This is a genomic window from Mediterraneibacter faecis (assembly GCF_055383675.1).
Genome location: NZ_AP043803.1, coordinates 2,982,079 through 2,996,746 on the forward strand (window position 1 = coordinate 2,982,079; position 14,668 = coordinate 2,996,746).

At 44.7% G+C, this 14,668-nt stretch carries 10 protein-coding genes; 1 reads left to right on the top strand and 9 read right to left on the bottom strand.

Going from position 1 to position 14,668, the window contains the following annotated elements:
- Positions 1 to 202 precede the first annotated feature (202 nt).
- From ACZ47Z_RS14140 to ACZ47Z_RS14175, 8 genes are all read right to left on the bottom strand, one after another.
- Positions 203 to 418 (bottom strand): PF20097 family protein, encoded by a 216-nt coding sequence (locus ACZ47Z_RS14140; RefSeq protein ID WP_117825516.1) that lies wholly within the window; start codon positions 416 to 418, stop codon positions 203 to 205.
- Between the two features lie 16 nt (positions 419 to 434).
- Positions 435 to 749, bottom strand: coding sequence for an AbrB/MazE/SpoVT family DNA-binding domain-containing protein (locus ACZ47Z_RS14145; protein ID WP_464526062.1), 315 nt, complete (start codon positions 747 to 749; stop codon positions 435 to 437).
- A 60-nt stretch (positions 750 to 809) separates the two neighbouring features.
- Positions 810 to 2,432, bottom strand: coding sequence for a recombinase family protein (locus ACZ47Z_RS14150; protein ID WP_055229859.1), 1,623 nt, complete (start codon positions 2,430 to 2,432; stop codon positions 810 to 812).
- A gap of 107 nt (positions 2,433 to 2,539) precedes the next feature.
- Positions 2,540 to 2,725 (bottom strand): hypothetical protein, encoded by a 186-nt coding sequence (locus ACZ47Z_RS14155; RefSeq protein WP_015540918.1) that lies wholly within the window; start codon positions 2,723 to 2,725, stop codon positions 2,540 to 2,542.
- Between the two features lie 261 nt (positions 2,726 to 2,986).
- Positions 2,987 to 4,327: a virulence-associated E family protein gene (locus ACZ47Z_RS14160; protein WP_464526063.1), complete on the bottom strand. Its 1,341-nt coding sequence runs from the start codon at positions 4,325 to 4,327 to the stop codon at positions 2,987 to 2,989.
- Entirely contained in the window at positions 4,212 to 4,952 is a 741-nt protein-coding gene (locus ACZ47Z_RS14165; RefSeq protein ID WP_464525681.1) for a CHC2 zinc finger domain-containing protein, read from the bottom strand. The genes ACZ47Z_RS14160 and ACZ47Z_RS14165 overlap by 116 nt, the downstream gene beginning before the upstream one ends.
- 47 nt (positions 4,953 to 4,999) lie before the next feature.
- Entirely contained in the window at positions 5,000 to 6,088 is a 1,089-nt protein-coding gene (locus ACZ47Z_RS14170; protein ID WP_464525682.1) for a DUF3991 domain-containing protein, read from the bottom strand.
- A 129-nt stretch (positions 6,089 to 6,217) separates the two neighbouring features.
- Entirely contained in the window at positions 6,218 to 6,784 is a 567-nt protein-coding gene (locus ACZ47Z_RS14175; RefSeq protein WP_054754268.1) for a flavin reductase family protein, read from the bottom strand.
- A 120-nt stretch (positions 6,785 to 6,904) separates the two neighbouring features.
- On the opposite strand from ACZ47Z_RS14175, the gene ACZ47Z_RS14180 reads away from it, so the two are divergent.
- The gene (locus ACZ47Z_RS14180; RefSeq protein ID WP_054754266.1) at positions 6,905 to 7,243 is read left to right on the top strand and encodes a winged helix-turn-helix transcriptional regulator; all 339 of its coding nucleotides are present in this window, start codon (positions 6,905 to 6,907) and stop codon (positions 7,241 to 7,243) included.
- 107 nt (positions 7,244 to 7,350) lie between these two features.
- Here ACZ47Z_RS14180 and ACZ47Z_RS14185 read toward each other — a convergent pair whose 3' ends face one another.
- Positions 7,351 to 14,661, bottom strand: coding sequence for an N-6 DNA methylase (locus ACZ47Z_RS14185; RefSeq protein WP_118374193.1), 7,311 nt, complete (start codon positions 14,659 to 14,661; stop codon positions 7,351 to 7,353).
- Positions 14,662 to 14,668: the final 7 nt, after the last annotated feature.

Below are 14,668 nucleotides of genomic sequence, written 5' to 3' on the forward strand. Positions count from 1 at the left end.
TAAATGTATTATAATGCAAGATATGTTATCTGTCAACGACTAAATTTTTCTAAAAGAACGTGCTTTGTTCATTAAGGGCAGAGAGGCTTTTTGTCCCTCTGCCCTTAATAACAGATGGCTTCCTCCTTTCTCGAAAAAAATAACAGCCTTACGTTTGATTTCGTAAGACTGTCTCATAATTTCTTTATTGAATTGTAACTGCTTAATACTTAAATATAACTGTTTTGCACTCTTCACAAATTGAAGCAGCTACCCTTGTTCTATGACTTGGTTTAAGCTCTGTGATTTTCACAAAGCCCTCTGCATTTTTCGCATTTTCAAATACTCCCGGTACTTTATTTGCAAAGCTAAAAGCACCATCTTTACTGCAAAACAAGTATCCGTCACGCATCTCTTTACCACATTCAAGGCATTTCATTGTATGCACCTCCATTTCATTCATTTGTCATTTGCCTACTTAATTTTAATGCTTCTTGTACTCGCTGTTCAAAGACATCTGCCTTTACAAGAGCAATGCCTTCTGCATCATCTCCGAGAACAACTAATCTGTCGCCTTCATTTAGTTCAAATGTTTCTCCTGCCGCTTTCGGTATTACAATCTGACCTTTGCTGCCGATAGTAACTGTCCCCCATAAATGCTTACCTATCGGGGCAGGAGCAATCTTTATATCATCGACTTTATTGTCCTGATGAACAAGTGAATCTATCGTAACGCCATAGTATTTTGCCAGCTTGTCACACTTATCAATATCAGGATAAGTTTCTCCCGTCTCCCTTAATTAAAGATATTGTTGGGTAAAAAAGAAAGGTCAGTCGATTTTGCCGATGAAGCGGTAGTAGATTTCTACTTCCTGCTCACGGCTTCCGTCCTCGCCCTTGACAGCTTCGTGGACGGTTATTTTTTCAATTAGAGTGTTCAGAAGTTCGGCGGTCAGCTCCACAGGGTTGACATACTGTTTCATCAGGGCAATCCACTTTTCAGCATCCGCTGCGGTCTGTACGGCGGCTTCCATCGTTTCGTGAAGCTGTCTTATTTTTGTTTCAAGCTCCTTTTGCTCGTTCTGGTACTTCTCGGACAGCATATTGAAGTTATACTCGGTTATGCGTCCGGCAGACCAGTCCTCATACATTTTAGCAAACAGCCCGTCAACCTCGGCTTTACGCTTCTCTGCCTTTTTCAGCTCCGCAGCCTGCTTTTTCTTCGCAGAGTTTCTTTCCCTGTCGTTGGCATTGAGCAGGCGTTTCAGCAGCTTGTCCTCGTCTTTCTGTGCCAGCATAGACCAGTATTGCAGTCTTGCAAGCACATAGGCATACAGTACATCATAGCGGATATAGTGCATGGAACACTGGCGTAATCCCTGCCCGTTCTTGCTGCAATGGTAGTACCCGTATGGGTTCTTATTCTGCTTGTTTTCCCCATAGGCTAAAGACCATCCGCAGTCTGCACATTTTATCAATCCTGCGAAAATCTGTGTCGTACCGTTTCTGCGTTTCCTGCGTCTGCTTGCAATCAGCTCCTGAACTTTTTGGAACACTTCTTCAGAAATGATGGCTTCGTGGGTATTTTCCACACGATACCATTCTTCCTGCGGCTTCCGCACCTTTTTCTTGTTCTTGAATGAAATGTTGCTCTGCTTGTTGTGAATGCTGTGACCGATGTAGGTTTCCTCTTTCAAAATGCTCTTGACCTGTGCTATCGTCCACGCATAGGCTTTTTCTGCGGGCGCACCGGCGTAGATATTGGCGAAAGTCCCGTATCTTTCATAGTTCAGCCAGCCGGGGGTAGGTACTTTTTCCTCCACCAGAATCCGTGTAATGCTGGCGGCTCCACGCCCGTGTACAGCAAGGTCAAAAATCTTCTCTACAATCCAGCGTGTTTCCGGGTCGATCAGAAGATGACCTTTTTTGTCCGGGTCTTTTACATAGCCCAGCGGTGCATAGGCTCCATAGTGTGCGCCATTGGCAAATCTTGTGTGCATGGCAGCCTTGACCTTTTTGCTGGTCTGTCGGGCGTGCATTTCATTCAGGATGTTTAAGAACGGTGCAAGCTCGCTTTCTCCGTTGATGGTGTCCACATTGTCATTGATGGCAATGTAGCGTACTCCCTTGCTGGGGAAATAGATTTCTGTGTACTGACCGGTCAGGATATAGTTTCTTCCCAGACGGGATAAGTCCTTTGTGACAACGCAGTTGATTTTCCCGTCCTCGATGTCATCAATCATCCTTTGGAAACTTGGACGCTCGAAATTTGTCCCGCTCCATCCGTCGTCAATGTACTCGTCTACAACGGTCAGCCCATGCTCTGCGGCATACTGTCTAAGCATCATGCGCTGGGTCTGGATACTGCCGCTTTCCCCCTGTAATTCATCGTCGCGGCTCAATCTCAAATATAGTGCGGTGTTATAAATCGTTGTATTGTATGGTTGTTTCACGTTTAAAAATCCTCCTTCTAAAAGAAACAACCCACGCTTATACAATACTCGCTGGTACAAGTATATCATAAGTGTGGGCTGATTGACAGTCGTTATTCCGTATTTTTTCAGGAAGCGGCGGCAGCGTGCTGGATCACATCTTCCAGCAGGCTGTCAAGCGGCTTCCCATCCTGTGCAAAATGCTCCGATACCTTGATACGGACTTTCCCCATGACAAAATACTGGGTGCCGTCTTTTTCGGTAAGCAGGGTGCCGCTGTTTTCGTTGTTGCTCTCGTTTTTGTTTTTTGCCATAGGCAGTTACCTCCATAAATGAAATATGCCCGACAAGAGAATGTCAGGCAGGTGTACAGCCGCAGACTGTCTCCGTGTCAACCAAACCGTGTCAACCGGCAGAAAAGACTTTGAAAACAATCCATAGGCGCTCTATGATTACTTTTTACTTTTTCTTTGATTTCTTGGTTGACAAAGGAGAGAAATGCCCCAAATATCAGGCTTTTCTCCGTCAACCGGCTGTCAACCGAAGCGTCAACCAAACTGTCAACCGGTGGCTTTTCAGAATGGCAGTTCCATTTGCCGGGCTTCTTCTTCCGTGATTTCCTGAAAACCGTCCCCCTCCGGCGGGGCTTGGTTGACACGCTCCCAGCCTTTTTGAGAACCGTATTTCTTATACCGCTTCGGGCTTTTGTAGGCTGCCCAGCCCTGTATGATGCCGCCCGCAATGCCGGTATTCATAATCTCACAGATTGCCCGTGTCTCCCAGTCTGCCGGGGAATTTAAGTTCCCCAGCGCTTCCTCATAAAGCTGCTTGGAGCATACCCTGTCACCGGTGTAGTCCTCCAAATAGGCGTAGATCATGCCAGCCTGTGTGTCCTCCTGCATGAAGTCCTGCTGATGGGCGTTCAGGTATCGGTTCATTTCTATGCTGAATGACAGCTTATACTTCCCACTGCGGTAAACCGTCATGGCTTCCGCCCACATCTGTTCGATATACGCCCTCGCCGCCGCTTCATCGTCCAGTATGTGAACCTCCGCCCGTTCCGGGTACACCGTCACGGGGAGAAAGCGCCGGTTGCCGGTGCGGTCACGGGGCAAAAAGTCCTGCCGGTTGGTCGTCCCTCCAAATACACATTGCCGCAGCCGGTCTGCCGGATGTGTCTCATACGGCACTTTGTAGGTTTCTTTCTGGCGGCTTAAGAATGACTTGATTTCCTCAATACTCTTGGCGTTGGCTGTGGCGATCATCTCCGACATCTCGATAATCCAATGCCCTTGAAGCTTGCGGTACACATTTTCATCGTCCAGCTTCTTCAAATCGTCTGAAAACCATTCGTCCCTGCCTGCCAGCAGCCGGAAAAAGGTAGATTTCCCGGCTCCCTGACCACCAACCAGACAGAGCATGACCTCAAACTTGCTCCCCGGTCTGAATACCCGCCGGATGGCTCCCATCAGGAACAGTTTCAAGGCTTCATAGGTGTATTCGTCCGTATCGGCTCCCAGAAAGTGATGCAGGGCGTAACGGATGCGCTCTGTGCCGTCCCATTGCAGGCTGTCCAGGTAATCCCTGACCGGATGGTAGCGGTTTTCATTGGCAACAATCTTGATGGCGCTCTGCACCTTTTTCTCGCTGGTAAGCCCGTAATTTTCTTCCAGATACAAAAGCAGGTAGTTCATGTCCATGTCGGTCAGCGTGGTACTGGTGCGCTTCCAGCCCAGCGGCTTCACAATGTCAATCTGCTCCGTCAAAAGGTTCAGGCGCAGCGCCCCGCGAAACAGAGGGTCACGCTGGAACACCGTCAGGCAGTTTCGGATGCTGTTCTTCACGCCGCCTTTCTGCGTCCCCTCTAACGTCTCCCGGATTTCTTCCGGTGTCTGCGCCGGTTCCATTGTGTCCATCGTCCTTTTGACCGCTTCCTGCGTTTCCGGCGGCAAGCTCTGAAATTCGCTGTTCAAGCCGCAGCACCTCCTTTCCCTGTGCGGCGATCAATGCCGCTTTTTCTTCTATTTCTCCGTATAACAAAATATCCAAAAGGTATTCTGTGTAGCTTATCCTCTGCAACGCTTCCACAAAAAGAGGATGCCAGATGGCATCCTGCGGCTGTGGGGCGTATGCTGTTTTCCAATGCTCCAGCAGGCGCTGATAATCGCATAGCACCCGGAAACAATACCGTTCCGTTTCCTGAAATCTCTGCTCCGCTGATTTTTGCCGGGGCTGTGACCTGTTGTGACGCTTCCTATCTGGCGGCGCATTGCCGGATTTCTCATAGGAAACGCCGAAGTCCTCCGCAAGCCTGACCGCAGCTTCCCGTTTCCCCAATCCATGCAGCAAAACGGCAAAGTCGATCACATCCCCGGAAGCCCCGCAGCCGAAGCAGTAAAAGCGGCTGTCCACTTTCATGCTGGGCGTGCGGTCATTGTGGAATGGACAGCAGACCATGCCGTTTCTCCCCACCCGGATTCCATAGAATGAAGCAGCCTGCCGTGTGGTAACAGACTGTTTCACCGCTTCAAATACATTCAAATGCTCCCTCCGTAAAAATACCGGTAGCGGTAAAGCTGCCGGTTATATCATAGCTCCATCTCATGTTTCTTTCTCTGTACTTCCTGTGGCTGCTCCCTCCGGCGCAGTGCGGTATCTACGGCGTTCTGCACCTGCCGCAGCCGTATGACTTCCTCCAGGAGCGGCTTATGCTGCGGAGACAGTTCGGCATACTCTGTTTTTAACTGTTCGTATTCCTGTTTCCATGCTTTCAGGGCAATGGGTTTTCCGTCCAGTTTTTCTTTCAGAATACGGCGGGCGGCATAAAACAGCCGTAACTCCGCATCGTGGGATGTTTCAAATTTCTCCCTCTGTTTCTTAAACTTGATATTGTTCAATTCCGTATGAACAGGTTTTAGCCGCTGGTAATTCTCGCCCTCCCGTATCAATTCCTGCAATTCCTTTATCCTGGCAGATTTCTTTTTCATGGAGCCGCTTAATGCTTCAAATTCTTCACTGACAGAGGAAAGACGCTCCTGCAAATCCTCTAATGTGAGCAGCTTGTCAATGGCACACTCAAAGAGGTGTACTTCCTCTAAGTTTTCCTTACCAAGCCGAAAAGAATAATCTTTTTTACTGCCACTGCAATCGCCCATAATTCTACGCTTATTCGTGGAACGGTAGGCTGCATATTTCGGCTCTTTCTTCTCGTCATAGCCTACAAACACAACATTGTGATACGGCAGGCTCTCAAAGATAAGGTCATTAGAGATACAGTAATTGATGATTTCAAAATCTATTCCTCTCCCGAAAAGATACTCTGTAATCACTCTGTTGGAAACACATTTTTCAGGGAGAAGAAGTGGTTTATTTTCCTCTTTTGCCTGTGGCTTTTCATAGACCGGAGCTTGAATCGCTGTGTGTCCGATAATGGTTTCCACTGCTTCAAGGAAGCTGTAACCTTTGACCTTAATCAGATAATCCAAAGCACTCCTGCCGCCGATACCTCTCGACCACCATATCCATTTCCCGTTTGAAATCTTCAAGCTGTCGTGGGTTCTGGTGCAATAGGTGTTACCTGAAAACTTAACCAGTTCATACGGTTCATAATTTTTCAGGTAGGTTAATAAGTCCATCTGCTTCGCCTGAATGATTAACTCAGGTGCGATAAAAGGCATATCGACCACCTCCTTAAAATAAAAATAGCCACCTGATTTTTTGAAAACCAAGTGGCTATATAATATTAAATTTTGTGTCTATGTTTTATGAAAGAATCTTCTCTTAATCAATTTTTCTTTCCTGTAGCTTTACTTTTTCAGTTTTAACCCATCTTTGAAAGCTTCACCCACACGCTCTGTAACCTTGTAGTAACCATGAGTATAAGGGTCAAATGCAATGGCATTTACCTTGGAAATATCAATTTTACCGTCTACCATAACGCTCTCATCGGCAGTTACATTCACTACCTTTCCAATAACGCCACAACCGTATTCATTATCTTGATACTCAATAAATTTACATTCTAAACAAATTGGAAACTCATTGATAATAGGAGCATCTACGACTTCAGCCTTACTTGCAGTCAATCCGCTACGTGTAAATTTATCTGTTACACGATTACCAGACTCTACGCCAAAATAATCTGCTTCTACCAAGTGTTCTACATCTGCGATACTAACAGTAAATGCACCTCGTGCCTTAATATTTTGCACGGTTTTATGTGTTTCGGTAAGATTCAATGCAACTATGTCCCTTGCTTGCATTGTCCCCCAAGCAGCATTCATTACATTCACACTGTTGTCCTCATTATAAGTTGCCACCATCAACACTGGCATAGGAAAAATTCCTTCCGTAATTTTCAACTTTGTTCTCATAATAATCTCTCCTTAAAATTAGATTGACAGAATTATTTATCCTGCTTATAATTATATCCAATCAATTCAGAATTTCAAGTACTGGTAAAAATGATAGGTACTATCCAAGGAGAAAGTATAATGATACAAAACTACATTGAAAATGCCAATTTTGAAGATACAGGCTTTGCTTACACCTTGTCCCTGATTTCCGGCAAACATAAAATGGTCATTCTTTATTGTTTAATGGAATTTAAAACTGTAAGGTTCAATGAGCTGAAGCGTTATCTGAAAACAATTTCCGATAAAACATTAAGTAGCAATCTCAAGGAACTAGAATCTGACAAACTGATTATCCGTACTGAATATCCTCAAATTCCACCCAAGGTGGAATACTGTCTTTCGGAACGTGGCAAGTCACTAATGGTAGTGTTAGATCAGCTTTGTGTTTGGGGTGAAGAAAACAAACTGACAGATTAACATCTTCTAATTTTTTTGAAAATATTATTTCTGACAGTATAACTTTGTACCATCTTACCTAACATACTATCTGCGGTATGGGATTTTTCCATACCGCAATTCTAAACTCATCTTTCAAAATTTCTTGACTTCTTTTCAATCATTTCGCCCTCATCAGGTTCTCCGCCGACAATCTCATTTTCTTTTTTATCCATATTGAGCAGGATATTCAGCTCATCAAGTCGGGCAGTTTTTGCCCTCAATTCTTCCTCCTTTGCAAACGGCTTTTCGATTTCCTGCTTCGCTGTTTCAAACTGCTTCTCCGTATTTTCAAGGCTGTTTTTCGTATCAGCAAGTGCTTCCTCAAAGCGTTCTATGCCGTTATCTATTCTCACGATATTACCGTGAGAATCATCGCCAAGCGGTACATCTCTGCTCGTTTCGCCTTTTAATTTCACAACATAATTACGCTGCACCGTATCAAAATACAGTTCCATTTGAAAGCCACGGTACTCGCCAAGTGGTATCGCATCAGGACTGTTCATTGACTTGCAGGCATTGATGATTGCCTGACCTGCTTCGGCTTTTTCGGAATAAGAAACACCCGATACCATCATTCCAAGCGGCTGCTCGTCTATCGGTTTCGGGTGTGATTTTGCTGTTTCAACATCTTTTGTAAGTCCCTCTACACGGGATTTTAAGTAAGCAATCTGTTGTGGATAGAACTTGATGACCTTATCCTCCAGTCCGTATTTCTCCGATAAGAAATTGGATTTTAACATCTTCAGCTTCTGCACCTGAATGTCTAAGTCCATCTTTTCTTTGATATACGGATTGCCTGTTGCAAGCATTTTTATCTCTGCATAGGACAGTGCGGTTTCATCAATGTCCTCTGCCGACCTGACCGGAGATTTGCTCGTCATAATCTGACTTGCGAACTTCTGCTTACCTTCCACAAGCTGATAGAGGTATGCATCAAAGGTCTGCTCTGTTACATAGCGATAAATCTCTACCTGCGGATTTTCATTGCCCTGACGGACAATTCTACCGGAACGCTGCTCCAAATCTGAAGGTCGCCACGGACAATCCACATCGTGAAGTGCAATAAGTTTGTCTTGCACGTTCGTCCCTGCTCCCATCTTCTGAGTAGAGCCGAGAAGCACTCTGACTTCTCCCTTGCGGGTCTTTTGGAACAGTTCTTTTTTCTTCATATCCGTGTCGGCTTCGTGTATGAACTTCACTTCACTTTCAGGAATACCTCTCTCAATCAGCTTCTTTCTGATGTCGTTGTAGACGGAAAATGTGCCATCATTCTTCGGAGTGGAAAGGTCGCAGAACACAAGCTGTGCCGATTTTTTGTCGATATTTTCTTCCCATATCCGATAGATGTTATCGACGCAGGCATTGATTTTACTGCCCTCAAAATCAGGCAGCATATCGTTTAGCATACGCTGGTCAAGAGCCAGTTTTCTTCCGTCATTCGTGATTTTCAGCATATTATCTACGCTTGAATCCACACCGCCGCCACGCACCTGCTCGGCTCTCTCTGCAAGGGAAGCAACCATTTCCTTCTGCATTTCCGACGGCTTTACTGCAATGTTATGGTACTTTGCTTCCGGTACTGGCAGGTTCAACATATCTGCTGTTTTAATGTCCGCAATCTCCTTGAACATCGCCATTAGTTCCGGCAAGTTATAGAATTTTGCGAACCTTGTCTTTGCTCTGTATCCTGTTCCTTCCGGTGTAAGTTCCACTGCCGTAATGGTTTCTCCGAAAGTGGAAGCCCAGGCATCAAAGTGCTGCAACCCATTTTTCACAAGCGTGTTGTACTGCAAATATCGCTGTATCGTATAGAGTTCCACCATACTGTTTGAGATAGGTGTACCCGTTGCAAATACGGTTCCTCGCCCTCCGGTAATCTCGTCAAGGTAACGACACTTCATAAAGAGGTCGGAAGATTTCTGTGCTTCCGTCTGTGCGATACCGCCCACATTACGCATTTTTGTATAAAGATAAAGGTTCTTGTAATAATGGCTTTCATCAACAAAAAGCCTGTCTACACCAAGTTCCTCAAAGGTTACAACATCATCTTTTTTCGTCTGGTCATTGAGTTTATCAAGTTTCTGCTTGATGGATTTCTTTGACTTTTCAAGCTGTTTTATGGAGAAGTTTTCCCCTCGGTTTCGCTTGAGTTCTGCAATTCCTCCGGTTATCTCCTCAAGTTGCTGTTCTAAGATTGCCCTCTGTCTTTCAATGGACATCGGGATTTTCTCAAACTGTGAATGTCCGATGATAACTGCGTCATAATCTCCGGTTGCAATCCTGCCGCAGAACCTTTTACGGTTCTTGGTTTCAAAATCTTTCTTTGTTGCGACAAGGATATTCGCCGCCGGATAGAGCTGCAAATACTCAGCCGCCCATTGTTCGGTCAAGTGATTTGGTACAACAAACAGTGACTTATTACAAAGTCCAAGCCTTTTCGACTCCTGTGCTGCCGCTACCATTTCAAAAGTTTTTCCTGCTCCGACTGCGTGTGCAAGAAGCGTATTTCCTCCGTAAAGGATATGGGCAACCGCATTTTTCTGATGTTCCCTGAGTTCAATTTCAGGGTTCATACCATTGAAGATGATATGACTTCCATCATACTCACGAGGTCTGACGCTATTGAATTTCTCATTGTAGGATTTGCAAAGCCTTTCCCTTCGTTCTGGGTCAGACCATATCCAGTCCTGAAATTCCTGCTTAATCATTTCCTGCTTCGACTGAGCAATCGCTGTTTCCTTTTTATTCAGGACAGCCTTTTTCTTTCCCTCATCATCTTCGATATAATCAAAGATACGCACATCTTTTAAATTCAGCGTTTCCTCAATAATCTTATAGGCATTGATGCGGGAAGTTCCGTAAGTGTTATATGCCCTTACATTTCCTTTGTCGTAAGATTTGCCCTCAATATTCCACTCACTCGTAAATGGAGAGAAGTGAACTTTGATATTCCACTGTGCATAGCGTGGTGTTTCAAGCAAATGAAAGATAAACTCCTGCACATCGTCCGGTGGCAGCCAAGTTGCACCAAGTCGCACGGAAATTTCACTTGCAGTCAGGTCTTTCGGCTGCACCTTTTGAAGTGCTTCCACATTGACCTTATAATCTTCCGGATAGAGTTCTGCCGAGTTCTTTGCAATCTTCAGCTTTTCCCTGACATTACCCGAAAGGTATTCATCAGCCATCAGATACTTCGGTTCGTAAGAATTTCCATACTCATAAAGCGGGTTTAGGAAGATAACACCCTTTAAGTCCTCAAAGATTTCATTCTCCGATTTACCGGAAAGCTCCATCATATAGTCCATATCAATCGTGGCTTTTTCTCCAAGAGATACCGCCAACGCTTCGCTTGCCGTATCAACAGAAGTAACCGGAGTATGCGGCTTAATTGTCCTCTTAGAAAACATATCAGCCTTACGTTCCAGTTCTCCGTCCTCTCCGATTATCTCCAATGCGGAAAGCAAAGAGAATGAACTGTCCTGCGAAAAAGCAGAGGTATTTGCACGGCTGTTAATGAGTCCGTACTTACCTGAAAAGGTATCATAAAGTCTGTTTAATCGCTCCTGCTCCGCTTTGATTTCGCTGTCAGGGTAATCTTCTGTCTGCAATTCAATCAGCGTTCTGACGGAATTTCTAATAGCAATCATACCCTTAATTCGGTTCTCTGCGGTTGCCGACACTTCCACCGGAGTCATACGGGAATTTTCACGATAATAGATTTTATCGTCTACCACCGTATATGAAAAGTTTCTCACTGCCGGGTCTGCCGGAATAGAATTATCTTCCTCCTCCAGTTCTTCCTCGGCTTCATATTCCGTGATTTCTCCGTGAATGTTTGCTACTGCTTCATCAAGCTGTGCTGCAAGGTCTGCATTTTCATACGGCACACAAGTTGCTTCCATACCGAAACGCCCCGATACCATTTTCATTTCTCCGAGTATCATTTCGGGGTGCTGCACAAAATAAGAGTTCATCTTAATTCCGTTCTCATCGGTATCAAGATGAACCCAATCCGGCTCAATATCTATCAGTCTGTCACGCTTTTGCAGGATAAGAATATCCGAAATGACTTCCGTTCCTGCATTACCCTTAAAGGTATTATTCGGCAATCGGATTGCTCCAAGAAGCTCTGCCCTCTGTGCAATATACTTTCGTACTGCTAAAGTTTCCTTATCCATTGTGCCTTTGCTCGTTACAAGTGCCATCACACCGCCGGGTCTTAACTTATCAAGGGACTTGGCAAAAAAGTAATCGTGTATCAGGAACTTATGCTTGTCGTACCTTTTATCCGACACCTTAAAATCTCCAAAAGGCACATTGCCAACCACTCCATCAAAGAAGCTGTCCGGCAGATTGGTTTCTTCAAATCCTTGTGCCGCAATGGTTGTTTTCTGATAAAGCTGCTGTGCAATCCCTGCGGAAATCGTATCAAGTTCCACACCGTAAATCTTACTGTCCTGCATTGTGTCCGGCAGCATACCGATGAAATTACCGATACCGCAGGACGGCTCTAACAAGTTGCCTTCCTTAAAGCCCATCTGCTCCATTGCCTTATAAATGGCTGTGATAACTTCGGGCGGCGTGTAGAACGCAGTCAACGTGCTTTCTCTTGCCGAAGCATATTCCTCCGGTGTTAATACCGAAGAAAGTTCCAGATATTCCGTTGCCCACGCTGAATTATTTTCATCAAAGGCTTCTGAAAGCCCACCCCAACCAACGTACTTTGATAAGATAATCTGTTCTTCAGGAGTGGCAAATCTGTTTTCTTCCTGACATTTTTTTAGAAGCTGTATCGCCATAATATTTCTGCGGAAGCGTTCCTTTTTACCAACTGTTTCAACCTCATTTTCTTTGAGATTAAAGGTGTGGCGTTCTGCCATAGATACATCAGGGTGCAAGTCAAAGCCTTTGACTTTTTTCTTCTGCTCCCAAGCGGGAACTACCGGCTCAGGCTCTTTATCATAACCGTTTCCTATGCGATACCCCTGATGATACATCTCATCATAGCTGTCAAAACCTGACTGCGAAGCTACTATCTCTCGATAATCTTCAATCGGCATACTGCCCATATTGGTCTGAACTTCTTCCGTTTCATTTCTTTCTTCGGCAGGTTCTTCCTTTACAATCAAATGCTCATTCATCGGATTCTCACGCACTTTTCTGTCAAACTCTGTGCGTGAAAATTCCTTATTGAACAGTGGCATATCATAGTCATAGAGCATTACTCTCTCATCATCAACAGATAAGATTTCGTACTCAGAAGCACCGATATACACCTTATCGCCAAGATGATATTCATATTTCACATCTTGCGATATTTCCGCTTCTTCAGGTTCTTTTTCGGCTAGTTCCTGCTCCGGTGGTGCATTAGAGAGTATCTCACGGTTTCTTTTCGTTTCCTCGATTTTGGCTCTGCGTTCCTCTTGACTTTCAAGCCACTGAGGATAGCGTTCTTTTTCCTTTGGATTTAAGTATCTGTCCATTCGGATAAGTTCCCCGATACGTTTCTCCACCTGCGACCACGAAAGCGTGATATGTGGATTTTCTTTACCGATACCTTTCGTAATCGTAATACCTTTTCCATCGTGACTCTCATCAATTCCTGCTCCGATTATTACTGGATAAGAGCCGCCCCAACCGTACTCATTTTTTAAGAAGTCTGCGTTTTCTTTTGCTGAAAGGCTTTTTTCAAACTGCTCATAGATACGCATTTTACCCTCAGAAAATCCGCTTCCATTCGCAAGAACAGCGTCGATAATCTCCTGAGAAAAAGTAAAGGCAGAGGTTTTCTTTTCCTCTGCCCGACCGTCTAATATGAATGTCATCTGACCGTCCATTGACGGTAATGGTTTTATGCTGTCACTTAATTCTCCCAATAATCGCATAGCTTCAAAATGTCGGGCAATAACAGCCCAATCATAAAAACTCTGTGCGGTTCTGCTGTCGTATTTGCCCTCCCACAAATGCAGAACGTTTTCAAAGGTCTTGTACCCTACTGTCCTGCCATCCTCTAAAGTAAGCTCGGTATAATCATTATTGAAAATACTCTTTATATACTCTGTGCGGTCTTTGTTATCAGGATTACGTTCATAATAATCTTTGATTTCTTCCAGACTTGCTGATAAATGTGGTGTCGTTCTGAGAATTTCATTGATTACTTCATCACGCCCAAAGAACGGAAGGCTTTTATCCTCGTGTGTTCTGTCGTAATACTCTAAGCGAATATCACTTCCGCTTTCACGATTTCCTGTGCCGAGCTGCGAAGGGAGTTCATCAGACGAACCCATTTCATCATATCCTCCGCTTTCATCTGTTCGCTCACTCCCTCTTTCTGTGCCATCTGGCTCAGGATTGTTTCCTCCATCTTGCTGGCTCTCTGTTCCACTTCCGCCAAGTGCTGTGTCAGTTCGCCCCTCGTCAGGAGATTGTAGTAAAGGACTCTGTGATGTTCCTTCAGAAAATCTCTCCTCATCTGAGCGTATCTGCCCAAAGTCACTTCCGGCTGCTGTGGAAGTTTCAGGTTCGGAAGGCTGTAATCGCCCACCATCGTGTAGGTCAGTTCGTTCATTGTCCAAACTCCTTTCGTCGTTATTTTCAACCTTATTGTATTCATTTCTGTCCTGACCGACAATTATGCGATTTTGACGGTTGAGTGCAGTAATTGTTTTAGATATTTCCGTCAATCCCATTTCTGCAATATCACTGGTAGCAAATCCAAGTGCATTGAGTGTTTCCTGCGTATTGAAATTGGTAACATCTCTGAAATCATCAAGTTCAAAATAACCGTCCGTATCAACGCCAAGCCTTGACATCATCATATATGCCACACTATTTGTCACGACATTTTTATAAATGAAAGCCACAATATCCTCTTCCACTTCCTCGAAGGAACTGCCCTCGGTTGCATAGTAAAGGTCTTGCAGATAATCAGGGATATTATCCTCTGCCGCATTTCTTGCTGCTCCCATAATTGCTTCGGCAAGACTACTCTTATTCTCAATCTCTCCGAAAGTGCTTTCCAATGTTTCAATCACATCAGCTTCGTATTCCTGACGCATATCCCAAATCGGGACTGTTCTTGAATATCTGCTTTCGTGAGTATCTGAAATGTCAAAGTAATGTGTCAGTCTTTGCCGTGAACGGTTTTCATCAGCAAAAACAGCAATACCTCTTGCACCTCGGTTGACCCATCTGCCAAAAATTTTGTTCCACTGCTCTATCTCAAGAACCGCCGTTGCATCAGGTCGCTGTGCATATACAAGTAGCTGCTCGTCATAACGTAACTTATAATTTCGGCAAGCCGAAGCCAAGAATGCCTGCCAGTTCTGAGGATTTGACACAACCGTTTTGCAGGTGCGGTTGTAAAGCTCAGAAATAAGGTCATATTTTCGTGCCATTACTCTT

Bases quoted from the DNA above. Each gene is read 5' to 3' on its own strand.
- ACZ47Z_RS14160 (WP_464526063.1), bottom strand. From the start codon at position 4,327: ATGGACACAATGGAACCGGCGCAGACACCGGAAGAAATCCGGGAGACG.
- ACZ47Z_RS14175 (WP_054754268.1), bottom strand. From the start codon at position 6,784: ATGAGAACAAAGTTGAAAATTACGGAAGGAATTTTTCCTATGCCAGTG.
- ACZ47Z_RS14170 (WP_464525682.1), bottom strand. From the start codon at position 6,088: ATGCCTTTTATCGCACCTGAGTTAATCATTCAGGCGAAGCAGATGGAC.
- ACZ47Z_RS14155 (WP_015540918.1), bottom strand. From the start codon at position 2,725: ATGGCAAAAAACAAAAACGAGAGCAACAACGAAAACAGCGGCACCCTG.
- ACZ47Z_RS14140 (WP_117825516.1), bottom strand. From the start codon at position 418: ATGAAATGCCTTGAATGTGGTAAAGAGATGCGTGACGGATACTTGTTT.
- ACZ47Z_RS14180 (WP_054754266.1), top strand. From the start codon at position 6,905: ATGATACAAAACTACATTGAAAATGCCAATTTTGAAGATACAGGCTTT.
- ACZ47Z_RS14185 (WP_118374193.1), bottom strand. From the start codon at position 14,661: ATGGCACGAAAATATGACCTTATTTCTGAGCTTTACAACCGCACCTGC.